Source organism: Brevibacterium iodinum ATCC 49514 (assembly GCF_900169265.1).
GTDB lineage: Bacteria > Actinomycetota > Actinomycetes > Actinomycetales > Brevibacteriaceae > Brevibacterium > Brevibacterium iodinum.
In genome coordinates this window covers 47,696-66,261 of sequence record NZ_FXYX01000017.1, presented here as the reverse complement: position 1 = coordinate 66,261, position 18,566 = coordinate 47,696, and the positions used below count along the sequence as shown (strand labels likewise).

At 64.8% G+C, this 18,566-nt stretch carries 18 protein-coding genes, 1 tRNA gene and 2 pseudogenes; 12 read left to right on the top strand and 9 right to left on the bottom strand.

All coding sequences use genetic code 11. From position 1 onward, the window contains the following. The first annotated feature begins 32 nt into the window (after positions 1 to 32). From modA to gluQRS, 9 genes are all read left to right on the top strand, one after another. Positions 33 to 797 carry a molybdate ABC transporter substrate-binding protein gene (gene modA / locus BI49514_RS11820; RefSeq protein WP_101546731.1) on the top strand — a complete coding sequence of 255 codons (765 nt, stop codon included), beginning with the start codon at positions 33 to 35 and terminating at the stop codon, positions 795 to 797. Between the two features lie 2 nt (positions 798 to 799). Continuing rightward, a complete protein-coding gene (locus BI49514_RS11815; RefSeq protein WP_101546730.1) occupies positions 800 to 2,533 on the top strand; it encodes an ABC transporter permease in 1,734 nt (577 codons plus the stop codon). A gap of 28 nt (positions 2,534 to 2,561) precedes the next feature. Next, the gene (locus BI49514_RS11810) at positions 2,562 to 4,253 is read left to right on the top strand and encodes an AMP-binding protein (RefSeq protein ID WP_101546729.1); all 1,692 of its coding nucleotides are present in this window, start codon (positions 2,562 to 2,564) and stop codon (positions 4,251 to 4,253) included. Positions 4,254 to 4,449: 196 nt separating this feature from the next. After that, positions 4,450 to 5,130 (top strand): amino acid ABC transporter ATP-binding protein, encoded by a 681-nt coding sequence (locus tag BI49514_RS11805; protein ID WP_167444024.1) that lies wholly within the window; start codon positions 4,450 to 4,452, stop codon positions 5,128 to 5,130. A 45-nt stretch (positions 5,131 to 5,175) separates the two neighbouring features. Next, positions 5,176 to 6,075, top strand: a complete 900-nt coding sequence (locus BI49514_RS11800) for a glutamate ABC transporter substrate-binding protein (protein ID WP_101546728.1) — start codon at positions 5,176 to 5,178, stop codon at positions 6,073 to 6,075. A 68-nt stretch (positions 6,076 to 6,143) separates the two neighbouring features. Next, positions 6,144 to 6,806: an amino acid ABC transporter permease gene (locus BI49514_RS11795; protein WP_101546727.1), complete on the top strand. Its 663-nt coding sequence runs from the start codon at positions 6,144 to 6,146 to the stop codon at positions 6,804 to 6,806. Then, on the top strand, positions 6,803 to 7,645 hold the full coding sequence (locus tag BI49514_RS11790; protein ID WP_101546726.1) for an amino acid ABC transporter permease: 843 nt from the start codon (positions 6,803 to 6,805) through the stop codon (positions 7,643 to 7,645). Before BI49514_RS11795 ends, BI49514_RS11790 begins: the two co-directional genes overlap by 4 nt. 94 nt (positions 7,646 to 7,739) lie before the next feature. Further along, positions 7,740 to 8,060, top strand: coding sequence for a GNAT family N-acetyltransferase (locus BI49514_RS11785; RefSeq protein WP_101546725.1), 321 nt, complete (start codon positions 7,740 to 7,742; stop codon positions 8,058 to 8,060). Continuing rightward, positions 8,057 to 8,995, top strand: coding sequence for a tRNA glutamyl-Q(34) synthetase GluQRS (gene gluQRS / locus BI49514_RS11780; RefSeq protein ID WP_101546724.1), 939 nt, complete (start codon positions 8,057 to 8,059; stop codon positions 8,993 to 8,995). Before BI49514_RS11785 ends, gluQRS begins: the two co-directional genes overlap by 4 nt. 44 nt (positions 8,996 to 9,039) lie before the next feature. Here gluQRS and BI49514_RS11775 read toward each other — a convergent pair whose 3' ends face one another. Together BI49514_RS11775 and BI49514_RS11770 are read right to left on the bottom strand one after the other, a co-directional pair. Further along, positions 9,040 to 10,209, bottom strand: coding sequence for a glycosyltransferase (locus BI49514_RS11775; protein WP_257904127.1), 1,170 nt, complete (start codon positions 10,207 to 10,209; stop codon positions 9,040 to 9,042). A 42-nt stretch (positions 10,210 to 10,251) separates the two neighbouring features. Beyond that, positions 10,252 to 11,163 carry a DMT family transporter gene (locus BI49514_RS11770; protein WP_244195092.1) on the bottom strand — a complete coding sequence of 304 codons (912 nt, stop codon included), beginning with the start codon at positions 11,161 to 11,163 and terminating at the stop codon, positions 10,252 to 10,254. Between the two features lie 233 nt (positions 11,164 to 11,396). Between BI49514_RS11770 and BI49514_RS11765 the strand changes: the two genes are divergently transcribed. Together BI49514_RS11765 and BI49514_RS11760 are read left to right on the top strand one after the other, a co-directional pair. Then, a tRNA-Asn gene (locus tag BI49514_RS11765) sits at positions 11,397 to 11,472 on the top strand. A gap of 107 nt (positions 11,473 to 11,579) precedes the next feature. Further along, positions 11,580 to 11,822: an LLM class flavin-dependent oxidoreductase gene (locus tag BI49514_RS11760; RefSeq protein WP_101546721.1), complete on the top strand. Its 243-nt coding sequence runs from the start codon at positions 11,580 to 11,582 to the stop codon at positions 11,820 to 11,822. Between the two features lie 229 nt (positions 11,823 to 12,051). Here BI49514_RS11760 and BI49514_RS11750 read toward each other — a convergent pair whose 3' ends face one another. After that, complete coding sequence (locus BI49514_RS11750) at positions 12,052 to 13,338, bottom strand: MFS transporter (RefSeq protein WP_244195093.1); 1,287 nt, start codon at positions 13,336 to 13,338, stop codon at positions 12,052 to 12,054. 117 nt (positions 13,339 to 13,455) lie between these two features. Here BI49514_RS11750 and BI49514_RS11745 point away from each other — a divergent pair, with 117 nt between their 5' ends. Then, the gene (locus tag BI49514_RS11745; protein ID WP_101546719.1) at positions 13,456 to 13,773 is read left to right on the top strand and encodes an ArsR/SmtB family transcription factor; all 318 of its coding nucleotides are present in this window, start codon (positions 13,456 to 13,458) and stop codon (positions 13,771 to 13,773) included. Between the two features lie 78 nt (positions 13,774 to 13,851). Here the strand turns inward: BI49514_RS11745 and BI49514_RS17400 are convergent. The 6 genes and pseudogenes from BI49514_RS17400 to BI49514_RS11715 form a co-directional block, all read right to left on the bottom strand. Further along, positions 13,852 to 14,755, bottom strand: a pseudogene (locus BI49514_RS17400) (hypothetical protein). A gap of 412 nt (positions 14,756 to 15,167) precedes the next feature. Continuing rightward, a pseudogene (locus BI49514_RS17395) lies at positions 15,168 to 15,629 on the bottom strand (relaxase/mobilization nuclease domain-containing protein); the annotation flags it as partial. Continuing rightward, on the bottom strand, positions 15,626 to 16,216 hold the full coding sequence (locus BI49514_RS11730) for a hypothetical protein (protein WP_101546717.1): 591 nt from the start codon (positions 16,214 to 16,216) through the stop codon (positions 15,626 to 15,628). The pseudogene BI49514_RS17395 and the gene BI49514_RS11730, both read right to left, overlap by 4 nt. Next, a complete protein-coding gene (locus BI49514_RS11725) occupies positions 16,213 to 17,625 on the bottom strand; it encodes a Rep family protein (protein ID WP_180954382.1) in 1,413 nt (470 codons plus the stop codon). Before BI49514_RS11725 ends, BI49514_RS11730 begins: the two co-directional genes overlap by 4 nt. Before the next feature lie 382 nt (positions 17,626 to 18,007). Then, positions 18,008 to 18,256, bottom strand: coding sequence for a hypothetical protein (locus BI49514_RS11720; RefSeq protein WP_101546715.1), 249 nt, complete (start codon positions 18,254 to 18,256; stop codon positions 18,008 to 18,010). Continuing rightward, positions 18,256 to 18,468, bottom strand: coding sequence for a hypothetical protein (locus BI49514_RS11715; protein ID WP_101546714.1), 213 nt, complete (start codon positions 18,466 to 18,468; stop codon positions 18,256 to 18,258). Before BI49514_RS11715 ends, BI49514_RS11720 begins: the two co-directional genes overlap by 1 nt. Between the last annotated feature and the right edge of the window lie 98 nt (positions 18,469 to 18,566).

Sequence of the window (18,566 nt, the reverse complement as noted above, 5' to 3'; positions counted from 1 at the left end):
CAGGGAACCGCATCTGCGGGTTCAATGGGTGTATGAAGAAAACCCTGCTGGGGCTCTGCACCGTCGCAGCCCTGACCCTGACCGCCTGCTCCTCGGGACCCGACTCGGGGGCCGAAGCGGAACAACCGGAAGAGATCACCGTCTTTGCCGCCGCTTCGCTCACCGAAGTATTCGAAGACATCGCCGATGAATTCAAGGCCGCCGATCCGAACGCACCCGATGTGAAGTTCTCCTTCGCCGGATCGTCCGACCTGGTCTCCCAGATCTCCGAAGGCGCCCCCGCCGACGTCATCGCCACCGCTGATGAGAAGACGATGGACACGCTGGAGAACGATGACCTGCTCGCAGGCGAGCCTGAGATGTTCGCTTCGAACACGCTCACCCTGGCTGTGGCCGGCGGCAATCCGAAGGCGATCAAGAGCTCCCAGGACTTCTCCGGCAACCACCTCGTCGTCTGCGCACCTCAGGTACCCTGCGGCGCCGCGACGGAGAAGTGGGCCGAGACCAATGACGTCGAACTCGATCCGGTCAGCGAAGAGAACTCGGTCACCGATGTCCTCGGCAAGGTCGGCGCCGGCCAGGCCGATGCCGGAATCGTCTACGTCACTGATATCGCCCGTGGCGACGGCAAGGTCGAACAGGTCGACCTCGACGGCGCAGACAAGGTCATCAACAAGTACCCGGCCGCCACCGTCAAGGCCAGCGAGAACCAGGAGCAAGCCGATGCTTTCGTGAAGTTCCTCGGCTCCGACACGGCCCAGAAGCTGCTGCGCGACGCCGGTTTCGCCGCAGTCTGACAATGCCCGCACAATCTTCGACCCGTTCGGCGGCGTCCCCGCCCCGCCGATCGAGGCGGCTCAGATCGGATCCGCTCATCCCCGGCTGGCTGTGGCTGCCCGCCGTCATCGGCATCGTCTTCCTGCTCCTGCCGATCATCGGCATGTTCACCCGGGTCGACCCGCAGGGTCTGCTCGCCGTGATCACGGCCGAGGAATCCCGTCTGGCGATGAAGCTGTCGCTGCTGAGCTCCGTGACCTCGGCCCTCATCAGCGTCCTCGTCGGCTTTCCCGTCGGGTACCTGCTCGCCACCCGAACGTTCCCCGGCCAGCGCATCGTCCGCACACTCATCCTGCTGCCCCTCGTGCTGCCACCGGTGGTCAGTGGACTCGCTCTGCTCTACACGTGGGGCCGGTCGGCCATCCTCGGCGGGGGGCTCGAAGCGGCGGGACTCAGCCTCGCCTACACCACCTCGGCGGTGATCATGGCGCAGGTCTTCGTGTCCCTGCCGTTCATGGTCATGTCCGTCGAGACCGCCACCGCGGGGCTCGGCCGCCGTTATGAGCTCACCGCCGCCGAACTCGGCGCGAAACCCAACCGCGTCTTCTTCACCGTCACCCTGCCGCTGCTCCGACACGGGATCATCACGGGTGCCGTGCTGTGCTTCGCTCGATCGCTCGGTGAGTTCGGGGCGACGCTGACCTTCGCCGGGTCGCTGTCCGGCGTCACCAGGACTATGCCGCTGCAGATCTATCTCGTGCGCGAATCCGACCCGCAGGCAGCCATCGGCCTCTCGCTTCTGCTCATCGCCATCGCCGTGCTCATCATCATCCTCGCCTACCGGTCCCCGCACGCTCCCCGCCTGAAGTCCCCGCGCGGTTCCCCGACACCCACTCCCGTCGACACGGTCCCGGCTGCCGCCTCCGCCGAGGCAGCCCCACCCTCCTCGACCGACATATCCGAACGTGGGGGAGCGGAGAGCACAGACGCGCAATCCGCGGACCCCTGGCAGGGCATCAGCGCCGAAATCCGACTCAGCGCCCGTGGAATCGCACTGGATCTCAGTTCACCTCGACCGGGAACCACCGCGATCATCGGTCGCAACGGGGCCGGAAAATCCACCCTGTTCCAGGTTCTCACCGGCGCCCTCGTTCCCGACTCCGGAAGACTCCGCATCGGAGAGCACACGGTGTTCGATACTGCCGCGGGCCTGTGGCCACCCGTCCACGATCGCGGCATCGTCCATCTCGCGCAGAACCCGCTCCTGTTCCCGCACCTCAACGTCATCGAGAACGTCAGCTTCGGACTGCGGGCTTTGGGCGCATCTCGCGGCGCCGCGCATGACCGCGCGCAGTCAATGCTCGACCGCCTCGGCGTGGGGCAATGCGCGAACCGCAGACCGGACAGCGTCTCCGGCGGGCAGGCCGCCCGCATCGCCCTGGCTCGTGCTCTCGTCGTCGATCCGAAGCTGCTGCTGCTCGACGAGCCTCTCGCCTCCCTCGACGTGGATGTGGCGGTCGAGACCCGGCAAGTGCTGGCCCGGCTGCTGAAGGAGCGCAGCGCACTGCTGGTCACTCATGACGTCGACGATGTCGCCGCTTTGGCCGACTCCCTGGTCCTGGTCGAGAACGGAACCGTCGCCCACTCCGCGCCCATCGGACAGGTCGACCCCGAAACTGCAGGTGAGGGCGCTGATTTCCTCGTCAGCTTTTGCATGCGGGACCGTGACGGAATAGTGTGCAATCAGTCACAGTGAAAATTGGCATGCAAGGGAGCACACCGCAGTGTCCGAATTGTCCTACTCGTCGGGAACTTCGACGGAACCGCTGCTCGGGATCACCATCGCCGAGCACATCAAACGCACCGCAGCCGAGAATCCCGAAGCACTTGCATTGGTCGATCGGCATTCGAACCGGAGGTGGACGTACTCCGACTTCGATCGAGACACCGACGCACTGGCCATCGGCCTTCTCGAACGCGGGGTGAAGAAGGGCGATCGCGTCGGCATCTGGGCGCAGAACGTCGGCGAATGGGCACTCGTCCAGTACGCCACGGCGAAGATCGGGGCGATCCTCGTCAACGTCAACCCGGCCTACCGCAGCCACGAACTCGAGTACGTCGTCGAGCAGTCCGGAATGAGCCTGATGATCTCGCAGATCGTCGCACCTCCGCACCCGGACTTCCATGCCATCGCCACCGAGGTGGCCGCCAAGGTCCCCAGCCTCGACCTCGTCTTCCTCGACACTGTCACCGAGGACCTCATCGGCGGTGTCACGGTGGGCGAGCGCGAATCCTTCGCCCACCTCATCGGGCAGGGACGCGAGATGCTCGAGGACGCGGGAACGAAGTACAAGGTCCGGCTGCAGCAGGTCATCGACGACCTCTCGGCCGATGATCCGATCAACATCCAATACACCTCCGGCACGACCGGATTCCCCAAGGGTGTGACGCTCAGCCACCACAACATCCTCAACAACGGGTTCTTCATCGGCGAGATGCTCTCCTACACACCCGCCGATACCGTGGTCGTTCCCGTGCCGTACTACCACTGCTTCGGCATGGTCATCGGCAATCTCGCCGCACTCAGCCACGGCTCCGCGATCGTGCTGCCGGCGCCTGCCTTCGACCCGGTGGCGACGATGAAGGCAGTGACCGAGGAGAAGGCCACATCGCTCTACGGTGTGCCGACGATGTTCATCGCCGAGCTCGAGCATCCGCAGTTCGCGGAATTCGACTTCTCCTCACTGCGCACCGGCGTCATGGCGGGATCGCCCTGCCCGGTCAACACGATGCGTCGAGTCATCGACGATATGAACATGGCCGAGGTCGCCATCTGCTACGGAATGACGGAGACCGCACCGGTGTCGATGATGACCCGAGTGGACGACTCCCTGCAGAAGCGCACCGAGACCGTCGGCCGCGTCATGCCTCACCTTGAGATCAAGATCGCCGACCCTGTCACCGGGCAGACCGTTCCGCGTGGCCAGAAGGGCGAATTCTGCACTCGCGGCTACGCCGTCATGCTCGGCTACTGGAATCAGCCGGACAAGACCGCCGAGACCATCGATGCAGCACGGTGGATCCACACTGGTGACCTGGCCATCATGGACGATGACGGATACGTCGATATCTCCGGACGGATCAAGGATATGGTCATCCGCGGAGGCGAGAACGTCTATCCGCGCGAGGTCGAGGAATTCCTCTACCACCATCCCGCGATCCGCGACGTCCAGGTCGTCGGCGTCTCCGACGAGAAGTACGGTGAGGAGCTCATGGCCTGGGTGATCCTCAAAGACGGATTCGATTCGCTCTCCGCCGAAGAGGTGCGTGAGTTCTGCTCCGGCAAGCTCGCCCACTTCAAGATCCCGCGCTATGTCGAAGTCCGTGAGTCGTTCCCGATGACGGTGTCGGGAAAGATCCGCAAGGTCGAGCTGCGCAGAGAAGGCGAGAAGCTCGCTCACACGGCCGACGCCTGAGGGCGACGGGCACATCCCGGCAGGAGCTGCAGCCGGATGAGTGCTCGAGGTCACAAGTCGGTTGCAGTTCTGTCTGCCCGGAGCGTGCCGTTATTCTGCCCGCCTATATTCACTAGGATCACAACATATGAGAGCCGAATCACCACCGCTGGTGTCCTTGAGCAATGTCGAGAAGCACTAAGGCGACTTCCATGCGCTGAAGAACGTCAACCTCGATATCGCCGAACGCGAAGTCGTCGTCGTCATCGGACCGTCCGGCTCGGGCAAATCGACCCTGTGCCGGACGATCAATCGGCTGGAGACCATCACCTCCGGCAGCATCACGATCGATGGCAGGGAACTGCCCGCCGAGGGCGCGGCCCTGGCTCAGCTGCGCTCCGACGTCGGCATGGTGTTCCAGGCCTTCAACCTCTTCGCCCACAAGACGATCCTCGAGAACGTCACTTTGGGCCCGATCAAGGTGCGCAAGATCGCGAAGGCCGAGGCGGACAAGCAGGCGATGGCGCTGCTCGAACGCGTCGGAGTCGCTCACCAGGCCGACAAGTATCCGGCTCAGCTCTCCGGTGGCCAGCAGCAGCGTGTTGCGATCGCCCGGTCTCTGGCGATGAAGCCGAAGGTGATGCTCTTCGACGAGCCCACCTCGGCGTTGGACCCGGAGATGATCAACGAAGTCCTCGATGTCATGGTCGGACTCGCCGAGGAGGGAATGACCATGGTCGTGGTCACTCACGAGATGGGCTTCGCTCGCAAAGCCGCCCATCGCGTGGTGTTCATGGCCGACGGGGAGATCGTCGAAGTCGCCGAACCCGAGGAGTTCTTCACGAATCCCCAGAGCGCCCGAGCCAAGGACTTCCTGTCGAAGATCCTCACCAACTGACACCACCGCTTTCAATCAGCACTACCTCACTCACAAGGAGAGACCATGAAGAAGCTCAGACTGGCGGTCGCCTCGGTGGCGATCGGAATGCTGGCACTCAGCGGCTGCGGCCAGGGCGGAACCCCGGACGCACCTGCCGAGGGCGACGGAGCCAAGGCAGAAGCACCCGAATACAAGGTCAACGAGAGCGCGGACATCGCCGACTCGAAGACGTGGAAGGCAGCGAAGGACGCCGGCGAGATCACCATCGGCGTGAAGTACGATCAGCCGGGCCTCGGCAACGTCTCGGCCGGATCGAAGACGCCCGAAGGCTTCGACATCGAGATCGCGAAGATGGTCGCCGCACAGCTCGGATTCAAGCCCGACCAGATCAAGTACACGGAGACCGTCTCGGCCAACCGTGAGCCGTTCCTGCAGCAGGGCAACGTCGACATGGTCGTCGCCACCTACACGATCAACGACGAGCGCAAGAAGGTCGTCGACTTCGCCGGACCGTACTACGTCGCCGGTCAGGATCTGCTGGTGGCCGAGGACTCCGATATCGCCGGTCCTGAGGACCTCGACGGCAAGAAGGTCTGCTCCGTCGACGGTTCGACTCCGGCGCAGAACATCAAGGACAAGTACAAGAAGGCCGAACTCGTCACCTACGATGCCTACTCGAAGTGCGTCACCGACCTGCAGTCGGGATCCGTCGATGCGGTGACCACCGATGACGCGATCCTGCGCGGCTACGCCAAGCAGTACGAAGGCGAGTTCAAAGTCGTCGGCAAGCCCTTCACCGAAGAGCCCTACGGCGTCGGTCTGCCCAAGGACGACAAGGCTCTGCGGGACGCAGTCAACGATGCTGTGGAGAAGGGCATGGACGACGGCGATTGGAAGAAGGCATTCGAATACACCCTCGGATCCACCGATGATGTCGACATGCCCAAGGTCGACCGCTACTGACCCAGTCCACAGATTGACATGATGCGAGGGCACCGTGCGGTGCCCTCGCATCGATTAAGGAATCTGCCATGGATTTCCTGGAGCTTCTCCAGATGTTCCTCTCCGGCGCGTGGGGAACGATCAGACTCTTCACCGTCGCCCTGATCGGATCGATGATCCTCGGTACGGTACTCGCCGCCATGCGGGTCTCACCGACCCCGGTGCTGCGCATCGCCGCGTCGACGTACATCAACGTCGTCCGGAACACTCCGCTGACGCTCGTGATGTTCTTCTGTGCATTCGGACTGCCGTTCCTCGACATCCGATTCGGGTCGACGAGTTCTTTGAACTCCTTCGTCTACGCCACGATCGCTCTCATCGCCTACACCGCGTGCTTCGTTGCGGAGACGCTGAAGTCGGGAATCTCGACGATTCCCGTCGGACAGGCCGAAGCCGCCCGCGCAGTGGGCCTGAGCTTCGGACAGACCTTGAGCGAAGTGGTTCTGCCACAGGCCTTCCGAACGGTCATCCCGCCCCTGGGCAGTGTGATCATCGCTATGCTCAAGAACACCTCGATCGCTTCGGCGTTCAACAACCGAGAGCTGATCTCCGCGATGCGCAATGCCATCGAAATCCGCGGTGATCTCGTCATCCCGATTCTGTTCGGCACCGCGTTGGCCTATCTGGTCCTGGCTCTGCTGCTCGGCCGTGTCTTCGACTACCTGGAGAAGAAGCTGGTGATTCTGCGATGAGCGCACCCACTCAAGTGCTGTTCGACGAACCAGGGCCGAAGTCCCGCCGGAACAACATCATCCTCTCGATCGTGTCGCTGATCGTGCTGTTGGCTCTCGTGGCGTTTCTGATCTGGAAATTCGCCGACGCCGGTCAGCTCGAACCCGAGAAGTGGTACCCCTTCACCTTCGCGCAGATTCAGACCGTCCTGCTGCAAGGCATGCTCGCGACCCTCAAAGTCGCGGTCGTTGCATCCGTCCTCGCATTGGTCGTCGGAGTAGTCTTCGCTCTCTTGCGCTTGTCGAGCAAGAAGGTCATCTCGGTTCCCGGAACGATCGTCCTCGAATTCTTCCGCGGCGTGCCCGTGCTGCTGCTCATCTTCGCGATGTTCCTCCTCTTCGGCAATGAGATCGGTGCCTTCTGGTCGGTCGTCTTCGGCCTGACCCTCTACAACGGAATGGTGCTGGCCGAGATCATCCGCGCAGGCATCCTCGCCGTCCCCACCGGGCAGCGTGAAGCGGCCATGGCGATCGGGCTGCGCTCTGGACAGGTGATGAGCCTGGTGCTCATGCCGCAGGCGCTGCGAGCGATGATGCCGACGATCATCGCCCAGATCGTCGTGCTCCTGAAGGATTCGGCCCTGGGCTTCATCGTCACCTATCAGGACTTGCTCTACCAGGTGAACCTCATCGGCCGCGAGTACAACAACCTGCTGCCGACGTTCATCGTCGGTGCGGTTCTGTTCATCATCATCAATATGATCGTCGCCGGGTTCGCCCGCTGGCTCGAATCCCGACTCCAGCGCAAGACCACCGCCGACACCGAGGCAGACGGCCTGACCTCGAAGATCGTCGACTGATTCCGCGGTTGAGAACAGGGCCCGGTCGACAGCGACCGGGCCCTGTTCGACCATGTATCGTTCACATAGGAGTCGGCCATGAAGGAGTGCATCAATGCCACAGCCTCAACTCAGCCCCACACCGGTTCGAGTGGTGAAGAACATCGACCGCGAACGGTACGAGCTGTTCACCGTTGAGACCCCGGGAGAGTTCATCGGGTTCCTCGCCTACCAGGTCATCGATGACCACACCCTGGAACTCCAGCACACGATCATCTCCGAAGGCTTCTCCCGACGAGGCTTCGCCCGTACCCTCGTCACCCAGGTGCTCGACCTCATCCGGGCCGATGGGTCGACCATCGTGCCGACCTGTTCGTACGTGCAGGACTACCTCGAGCGGTTCCCGCAGTACGGCGATCTCGTGGCCCATCAGTGACGGAGAGGCATCGAGGCAGCGGGGCCGGCCGTTTCGCTCCGAGCCCGAGCGGTGACCTCCACATCGGCAATATCCGCTCCGGGCTGCTCAGCTATGTGCGTGCCCGACAGACGGGCCGGCGGTTCCTGTGGCGGATCGAAGACCTCGATCGGGTGAAGACCGGCGCGGCCGACTCACAGCTTCAGGTCTTCGGCGAACTCGGCGTCGTTCCAGACGAGGCACCGCTGGTCCAATCCGAACGCACTGCCGAATACGCCGCTGCGCTTGCGAAGCTGGAGGCGGACGGACTCGTGTACGAATGCTATTGCTCACGCAAGGACATCGCTCAGGCCCCCAGTGCACCGCACGCACCACCCGGAGCCTACCCGGGGACCTGCCGCCGCCTCGGGGAAGAGGAGCGCGAATCCGCCCGGCTGAGGCTCGAAGCGAACGATCGGCGGCCGGCGCTGCGTCTGCGCGCGGACAATCGAGTCCACAGCATCGACGATGCGCTGCTCGGCCGGGTGGAGGCGGTCGTCGACGATCTCGTGCTGCGGCGAGGTGACGGTGTCTTCGCCTACAATCTCACTGTCGTCGTCGATGACGCAGCGACCGGAATCGACGAGGTCCTGCGCGGGGACGATCTCGCTTCTTCGGCACCCAGGCAGGCGTATCTGGCACGGCTGCTTGGTCTGCCCGAACCGGGCTGGGTGCATGTCCCACTGGTGCTCAACGAGGGCGGTCAGCGGTTGGCCAAACGCGATGGAGCGGTGACTTATCAGCAGCTGCGCGGCCTCGGATGGACCAACGCGGACCTCTTCGCCTGGATGCAGCAGTCGCTGGGATTCGCCGGAGACGGTGGCCCGTGGAGATCCGTCGACGATATGGTCAGCGGCATCGATTTCGCTCGGACGTCTACGACGCCGACGGTCTTCATCCCGCCTGCGGGTTCCTAGGGCCGATTCCGCTCATGCCGGCGCCTCGTCAGGCCGCTTCTTCATCAGGCTGCTGACGAGTCGACGGCGTCTCGGATGACTCCGTCGTAGATCGCTTCGAAGGTGTCGAGAGTGTATTCGATATCGTGTTTGGCCACGACGTCGAGCGACGCCTTCGACATGGCATCGAGTTCATCATCGGGCATCCGGCAGATGCGGGTGAACCGGTCAGCCAACGCATCTGTGTCGTGCGGCGGGAACAGGTACCCGTTGACTTCGTCGCGGACGAGGTGCGGCAGGGCTACCGCATCGGCGAGGACCACAGGTTTGCGCGACGCCAGCGCCTCCAGCGTAGCGATGGACTGCAGCTCAGCGGTCGAGGGCATGCAGAAGAAGGTGCAGCGCTGGTAGGCCTCCATGAGCGCCTTGTCACTGATCTTCCCGAGCACATGCACTCGATCGGCGATGCCGAGTTCGGCAGCCAGCTGCTTCAGCGGCTCCTCCTGGTCGCCGCCGCCGACGATATCGGCTTCGAGCCCCAGCGCGGGATCGGTCTTCGCCACGGCCTCGACGATGTCGGCGGCGTGCTTCTCCGAGGAGAGGCGGCCGACGAAGAGAACACGTGGGGGAACGGCCCGCGACGCAGCGCAGTCGAGTTCGCGCAGATGAGCAAAGCGTTCCAGGTCGATCCCGCAGGACACCGCCCTGATGGGCGAGGAGAACCCGTTCTCGGTGAGCAGATCGGCGGCCAGCTGCGTCGGAACCGTGATGAAATCGGCGGATTGGAACTTCCGGCGCAGATCCCACCAGGCGATGGCGGTGCCGCCGTCGAGAACGGCCTTCGGAGCTTTGAGATAGGGGCGGACATTGTCGGGCATGAAGTGGTTCGTGGCCACGACAGGGATTCCGCGCCTGATCGATTCGGAGAACGCATAGCGGCCGATGACGAAGTGCGCCTGAGTATGCACGACATCGGGGCGGACGCTGTCGAGAAGCCGCGAGAGTTCGGGCTTCGTCTCCCACGGCATGCAGATCATCCACGTCGGGTGCAGGGGCCACCTGTGAGCGGTGAGCCGGTGAACGGTGACCCCGCTCTCGACACTGACCGAGGGTTTGCCCGTGGCCGAGGGGCATGCGACGTGGACGTCATTGCCACGTGCGGCGAGACCTTCGGCCAAGCGTTCGGCGAATTTCGCGGCACCGTTGACTTCGGGGGCGTACGTCTCCGCCGGGATGAGGATGCGGCGTTTCGGGGTGGGACGGTGCGCAGACAGGATTCAGCTCTCCTCGGTGTCGGTCATGGTGTCGGAACGCCGGGCGTTCCTGCGCTGAGCTTCTCGATCTCTGACATCGGGATGATACCGCGACAATACAACGACGGCTGCGCAGGCGACCAATCCGGTGAGCGAGATGAGGATGATGAGCCAGACGGGGGAGTGAGCCGCCTCGCCGAGGACGACGGTGCCGAGGATGACGGCACCGATCGGGTCGATGACGGTCAGACCGGCGATGACCATCTCCGGCGGGCCCGCGGCATAGGAATTCTGGACGAACAGTGACCCCAGTGCCACTGCCGCCAGCAGCGCGGCGACGTTGATCCAGGTGACCTGGTCGAGTCCGGCCTGGAGGAACTGGACGCTGACCAGGTGAGCGTTCGTCGCCACACAGGCGAACAGCAGGCCCGCGGCGATGATGAGCACGAGCTGAGGGGCGTGGCGGAAGACCACCACGATCACCAGGCCGATCACGACTGCGACGGCAGTGATCCAGAACAGCGGCATCGCATCGGCTCCGAGGTGGACCTCCGACTGTGCCGTCGTCGCCGAGAGCGCGACGAAGAGCGTCACCCCGGCGGTACACCAGACGACTGACTGGACGAGTCGCCTGTTGACCTTGAGCCCGCGGTGGCGGACGCCGAGCAGCACCGAGACGATGAGCGAGAACGCTCCGATCGGCTGCACGACCATCACCGGAGCCAGCGCCAGGGCCACGAAATTGCCCGCCGTTCCCACTCCGAGGATGATCAGCCCGAGCAGCCACCGACGATTGCGCAGCAGCTCGGTGAAATGGGCCCAGCTGAGTCCGTTGTGGGAGTCATCCTGCCCGGCGACCGCATCGTGCTGATACAAGGCGCCATAGGCCAGTGCCACGGCCGCGAGGACGGCGAGGGCGATTGCCACTATGGTCACGATGAGTCTTCCGGTTTCGACGGTGCGGATGCGGGGAGCAGATCGCTTCGAGTCTATCGCGCGGACCGACGCCGAAGATGGCCGTGGACTGTGTTTGTGCTGACTGTAAGGCAACCCTGCGGCGACGGGTGGGGAAACCCTCATCGTTGTGAGCTAAAGCACTCGTCGCGGTTTTGTTCGCCGGCCCAGGGGTTTGCTAAGCTTGAACACACGTCCGCAGGAAACTGCGGCATTCCTCCGTAGCTCAGTTGGCAGAGCATTCGACTGTTAATCGAAGGGTCGCTGGTTCGAGCCCAGCCGGGGGAGCCACCAAGGCCCCGTCCGTTAGGACGGGGCCTTCGTCGTTGCCCGACACCACGCTCGGTGCCGTCGACGTGGCTGGGGAATAGGCTCTGCGCGCGGCGGGTTCATCTGGCATGAAGTCTTTCGGATTCCTCAGTTTCGGTCACTACGACATCGGCGGCGACCTCGACGCCGGGCGGATGCTGAGCGATGCGGTAGAGATCTCCGTCGGTGCCGACGAGCTCGGCGTCAACGGCGCCTACTTCCGAGTCCACCATTTCGCGACCCAGGCGGCCTCTCCCATTCCGCTGCTGTCGACGATCGCCGCGAAGACCAATTGGATCGAGGTAGGCACCGGGGTCATCGATATGAGGTAGCGCATGTCGTGGCTATGACACCGGCCACTTCCCTTGGCCGACAGCAGTGGTGAGCTGGAGGCTGCTGTCCCGAAGCGAGCTCGTGCCAACGGTGGTCAGCTTGACCGCCCTGGTCTGATGGATACGCTCCATCCAGCCGCGCGCGAAGAAGCCGTCGCCCAGTGCTTGGCCGAGCGGGCCAAATAGGTGAAACCGGCGCTCAGTCAAGTCCAAGGAGGTTGCCCTAACCTCAAGCTTTCATAGCGGTCTGGTCCTGAGTGGCAGCAGCGCTTTTGCTGGCAGACCGGCTGAAAACGAGGAACGCGACCCCCGCTGCCACAACAAGTGCGATCATCGCCCCAGCTGCTACGACGAGTCCGTCACGGTAGATCGATGGCTCACCTGCGCCCCCGGTGGCGATCAGTTCGCCGACTTTGCCGGGTAGGGCGGCGGTGATGACGGTTGTCAGGATCGTTGCGTAAACCGCGACGAACACCGCCTCGGAACCGATGCGGAAGAGGTTGATGACCCCGGATGCGGCTCCAGCCCGCTCGGCGGGTACGGCGGCGAGTGCTTCAGCGTCAACGAAGCCAAGTGGTAGACCGAATCCCAGGCCGAGCAGGATCATCGGTGCCACCCCAGCCATGACCGGCAGATCGGGCCGGAGCAGAAGGAGCACTCCAGTGCCGCCGAGGAGCAGGCAGGCAAACGAGGTGACGACCATGGCGGTCGGAGTGATCCGCGTTCGCTCCAGGATCCGGTGGACGATGATCGGAGCGATGAGCACCGGGATGGTCATGACCAGCATGAGTATGCCGGTGGTGCCAGCTGCGAGGCCGTGAATCGCGCCAAGCGCGCTGGGCAGGTAGGTCAGGAAAGTGACGAACCCGATCGCCCCCGCCACCGGAACGAGCGTCATGGCAAGGAACCCCGGTGCCTTGAGAGCGGAGAAGTCCAGAGTCTCTCGCAGCGAGGTGCCGCCGCGGCCGAGCAGGGGCAGTCTCACTGTCCCGATGAGTGCGACGAGCAGCACGATCGTGTGCGCAGCGAAGATGCCCCGCCACCCCCAGGCCGACAGCAGTAGTCCGGACAGGGCGGGGCCGGCGGCGAGTCCGAGGCCGTTGATGGTGCCGAACAGGGCGAACGCCTGCGCCTTGGCCTTGCCCTGGAACAAGTGGCTCAGGATCGGGGCCGCGCCGGTGAGCACCGCCGCCGAGCCGATGCCGGCAATGACGCGGCCGGCATCGAGCAGTCCGATCGTGGGGGCGAAGGCGCTGATCGCGCCGCCCGCCGCGGCGATGACGATACCAATTTGGAATGAACGGGTGTAGCCGATCTTGTCGGACCAGACACCCCAGGCGATCGTGCAGATGGCGAAGGCGACGTTGAAGCCGTTGACCACCCATTGCAGGGGAGTCGGATCGGACCCCAGTTCGCCCGCAATCGTGGGGAGTGCGACGGCGGTGCCGGAGATAGACAGCGGGATGACGAACTGGGCAAGCAGGATCACGGTGAGCAACAGTCTGGGGCGGGGCACGGGCACTCCCTAGGTTCGACGGGCCTCTTAGGTTCTATATGGAACGAACCTAGATTGTCATGCCGTTGAGGTACGATGCAAGTAGAACCTTAGGGTCGTGCTGAGTAGGAGGTCGAGATGACTAGCACAGCCAGCGGCGTGGAGCCGGGCGAGATCGAGCTCGGTGCGGTGTTATCAGCGCTTGCAGATCCGCATCGCCGTCGAGTCATTCGAGACCTGGTCAACGATGCGGACGGTATTGAGCGGTCCTGCACGAGTTTCGGGCTGGACTTGTCGAAGTCCACCCGCAGCCATCACTTCAAGGTGCTCCGGGAAGCGGGGCTGGTCCACCAGGTCGATCGGGGAAACCGCAGTGGAGTGACGCTGCGCAGAGATGATCTTGACCGTCGCTTCCCCGGTCTTCTCGCTCTCATCGGACGTCAGAGCAGCGACTGACTCGCATCTCACTGGACTGCATCACTCGTCGAGAAGCTACCCACCCGTAGTCTGCGCAACGTATGTCCACGCGCGTTGTCACCTCTTCCTGCGTGGCCACTTCGGCACCCCACAGTCCTTCCAGACTTCCACCAGACCTGCAACCCAGCGGAGGGACGCGAAGAGCCCGTAGCCGGCCCCGGCCAGGCCCACGGCGACGACGAGCCAGCGCCCGATCCCGAGCCACACGCTCCCGTCCCACGTCCAGCGCCCACTGAGCGCCCGTGATGAGCCCGGCGATGCCCATCCAGAGCCCGGCGACGACCACGACCACCGGCAGGAGGGCGAGGCACATCGCCGCAGCGGCCGACCAGAGCTGACGGGCCTCCAGCTTCGCCGTTGCGGCGATGATCCGCTCGGCGCGCTCGTTCGACGCGTCGATGTTCGCCGTCAACGTGGCTGAGGCCTCCCCGGCGACCTGCTCGGCGGCCTTCTCGACCCGCTCCTCGGTGCGCTTCTCGATCCGCTGCACCGCGCCGCCGACCCTGCTCACGAGCGCCCGGTTCTCGTCAGCCTGCGCCTTGAGCTTCTCAATCGCCGAAACCGTAGCCGCGCGATTCTTCTGCGACTCCGCGACCAAGCTCCGCGACGCGGCGTTCAAGCTCTCGCCGTTGAGACTCTGCGCGAACTCGCCGAGCGTGCTCGCGATCTCGTTCTGCCTGCTCGCGATACTCGCGATCCTCTCGGACACGTCGCTGGAGGGCGAGGAGGTCGACGGCGGGGCCGTGATCCGCTCCAGCCGCCTCGTCGTCTCCTCGTCCATGACCTTCACGAACCCCGCGAGCTTCTTCTGCTGCTCCGCCAACGTCGTGATCCTCGTGTTCTGTGCCTCGACGGCGGCGAGAATCGAGGTCAACGCCTCCATCGTCTCCGGACTGCCGAGCTGCTGCCGCTGCTCGTCCTGCGCGTTCTGCTGCTTCAGCCTGTCGAGCGCTGCGCTCATATTCCTGCTCCTTCTGCTGCTGGTGGTAGTCGAAGAACGCCTGCGCGCCCTCCGGTGTGAAGTCCGCCGAGAGGGCACTCGTGCGCTTGCGGCGCTCGGCGCGCCCGGACTCGCCACGGCGGTCCTCGATGTAGAGCGTCCACGTCTCCTTGCCGACGTTCTTCCCTCGCGTGCTGACTGCGGTGTGCAGGCGCATCCTCGGCACCCGCTCACCGTCGTCGCCGAGCTGCTGGTTCTGCTCCTCGATCACCGCTTCAAGGCAGGCCTTGTCCACCGTCCGGGGGTCGGCCAGGGCTGCGCTCATCCGGTCGCCCATCTCGCGGTCGAGCCCGCCCTGGGCGAAGTCCTCGCGGCGCAGCTCCCAGTCCCTCGACGCGTGCTCCAACCGCTTGACGACCGAGAGGCCGTGCTCGCGCATCAGCTCGTCGTTCGCCGACTGCACGCCCAGCTGGTTCCCGGCCTTGCGGTCGTGGAACGTGCGGTAGTCGCTGAGCGCCTTCCCCGTCCGGTTGGTGTGGTTGATCACGAGGATGTGGTTGTGCGGCTTCTTCCCGCGTCCATCCACATGGCTGACCACGAGGCAGTCCGAGTCGGGGTGCATCTTCTTCGCGAGCTGGTAGCCGAGATCGTTCACCCGTTGCACGTCCTCCGGGTACTTCGGGTCGAACTCCTCGTCGCTGAACGACTGCCGGTAGTGCAGCGCCTCGACGTCACGCTTTGTGTTCTGCGTCAGTGCCCGGGCACGCGCCGAGAACGCGCCGGGGCCTCCCGGGACATCGCACGTGATCGCGGCACCGCGCTCGTCATCCTTGCCGCGGATGTAGCTCTCGGTGTCCGCAGCGCTGGCACTCGGGCTGTAGTGGGTGGTGCTCATGAGGCCGTCCGATCTCCGAGCAGGGCGCGGATCTCGCGCAGCAGCTCGATCAGCTCGGGCACGTCTGCGGACAACGCGACTGCCTCACCGGCCCGCGCTCGGTGGTCCAGGTCGTTGATGTTGATGGCCAGCGGGCGGACCTGAGCGGCAAGCTCCCGAGCATCCGCCGATGCCTGCACGCGGCTCTCCACGTCGAGCAGGTGCGCGGCCACAGCGGCGTCCAGCTCCTCGGAACGCGAGGCGTGCAGCGCGTCGCGCACGACGGTCCGCACCCACGTGCTCGGAGCCAGCCCGAGCCGCTTCGCACGAGTGCGAAGCACGGCGAGCGTGGACTCGTCGAAGCGAGTATCGAGCCGCCCGCCGCTGTCACGACGACGCTTCGCGCCGCCGTGATCCATCCGCACGGCCTCCGCGGCGTCCCGACCGGTGTCCACCTTGGAATCGGGCCGCTGCCCCACCCGTACGGATGGATGGCAAGCAGTAGCCGTGTCGGACATTTCGCTGACGCTCATGTCCTCCCCGGCTGCTTGCGAGGGGCCTCCGGCCCCCTCGACCCCCTGGACGAACGGGTGCTGATCGGTGCTCATGCGGCACCTCCCGTGACCAGCACCGGCGGCTCGCTGAAGACGATGCCGCGAGCGGCCAGCGCCGCCGTGCTGTCATCGAGACGGCGCTGCGCCGAGGTCACGAGCCCCGCATCCGGCGACCGAAGAGCAACGGCGTCGAGCACCGCATCGAGCGCCTCGGCGTGCGTCAGCTCGGCGTCGGTCTCAGCCTTGTCGTAGCCGAGCCACACCGTCTCCCGGTTCACGTTCCCGTTCCGGTCCGCACCCGGGAGCCAGATCGTGCGCGTGTACGGCTCGACCTCACCAACCTGGCTGACCGAGTAGTGCGGCTCGCCGTCGATCTTCCTAGCCTCGATCATCAACGTGATCCGGCGCACGACCTGATCGAGGGAATCGCCCGTCGAGCGCTTCCCCGGTATGAAGAACCCGAACTCAACCGGATCGACCGACACCGCGATGAGGATCAGGCGCGGAGCCGCGTCCGGCTTGTTGTAGTAGCGCGCCGAGATCGGCCCGCCCTGCCGAGGATCGAGCAGCTGGAGGAAGTCCGCCCACTCCATGACCCGCGAGCTGGGCTCGTTCATCATGAAGATCGGCTCGCCGTTGTAAGCGTCCGGCCCGTTCTTCGCCGTGGCGCGAAACACCGGCCAGCCCAGCCGCGCCGAAAGTTCAGCGGCGACCGACTCGACCAGATAGCTCTTGCCCTGATCGCTCGCGCCCATCGCCCAGATGATCGTCTTCTGGAAGACACCGGCCCGGAGCTTCTCGACCTCGAACAGCATCTCGCGCTTGGCACGGTTCTTCAGTGCCAGGTTCACCTTGGCCTCGTTGCGCGTGTAGATGTCCATCAGCGTCTTGTCCCGCAGGATGTCCAGCTCATCGACTTCGCCGTCGAGCACCTTCTGCACGAGCGTGTCGCCCAGCTCGTTCCACTCCTTCATCGGGATCGCCGCCTTGCGGCCGATCACGGCGCGGCGAGCCCAGGCGTCGCGATGCTCGGCCTCGATCTCGGCGTAGTCCTTCCCGCGGAGCGTGACGACCTCGTCGACGCCGTACTGGTGCTTGTCCGGGTCCTTCGCGTGGATCAGGTAGGACCAGGCATTCTCGATCCGGCCTCCACGGGGCGGCCCCTTGACGACGCTCTTGTCGCCGAACCCGAACAGCTGATCCATCGCGGCGCACTGGAGCTTGCCCTCGACCTTGCGCCCTGCGCTCTGCTGGAGCACCACGTGCACGTGATCGTCCTTCGGGCATCCGTCCGCCAGCACGTCCTTGTCGTGCTTGATGATCCAGAACCCCTGGCAGTCGCCGCCCGCGGCTTCGTAGCGGCGCAGAGTCTCCTCGCCGATCGATCGCACATCGCCGGAGAGGATCACGGCCACGTCCCAGCCCGGCCAGAACTCCGGCTTGAGCTGCTGCGTGAACGTCACGTACGCAGACGGCTTCCGCCCACTGGGACCGCTCTGCTTCTTCGCTGCGGCGCTCACCGAGACCACCGCCCACAGTGCGCGCCATTAGAGGTGCGGCGCCTCAAATGGCGCGCGTAATGGCGCGCGTCGGAGGCCCTGCTGAGACGGGCATCGGAGCCCACCGATGGAGCACCCGGAAACACCGCGTGACCAGCGCTGTTGCAGCACGGGGGGCTATCGGCAAGCTTGAGCCCCCCGTGCGTAGGAACGCACGCTGCGCGCCATTTGGTGGCAAGAGTCCGGGAACTCTTCGAGGGAGCGACATGCTGGAGGCTCCCGCCCTCGCTCGCTTCGCGCGCTCGGTTGGGGGTCAGGGTGGTGGAGCGGGACAGGCGGGCACGCATCAGCGACCACCGCCCTTGCGGTAGCGCTTGATGACGGCCTGGTGCGTGACACCGAGGGCATCACCGATCCTGGCCCAGGTCACGCCCTCAGCGCGGGCATCGTAGACGGCGATCTCGACGGCCTCCTCCAGCACGGAGCGAAGCACGCCAAGGTCGCAGAGACGGGCCTCGGTGTCGGCGAGGGACGGATCGCCCTGACGCCAGCGGAAGCCGGTCAGGTGCTCGAAGGCGGCGGAGTTCGCGCTCATCAGCGATCACCGCCCATCACGGAGGCGACGGCGGCGCGCTGGCGCGGTGTCAGCGGCGTGAGAGCCAGGCGCTCACCGGCCCGGCGACCGGCGGCACGGGCTGCGGCGATGACGGGCTCGAGCCCATCAGGTTGCGAAACGGGGGTCGAGTCCTGGCCGAGGCCAGGACTGTCAAGCGCGGATGCGCGGGGAACGTCGATAACGACAGACATCGGAAGTCCTCAGACATGAGTATCTTCCGGTTCCCCGCCACGGTAGTTGGGCTGTTTGACCGGCTACTCATCCGGGAGCAGAACCCCGCGCTTCTAAG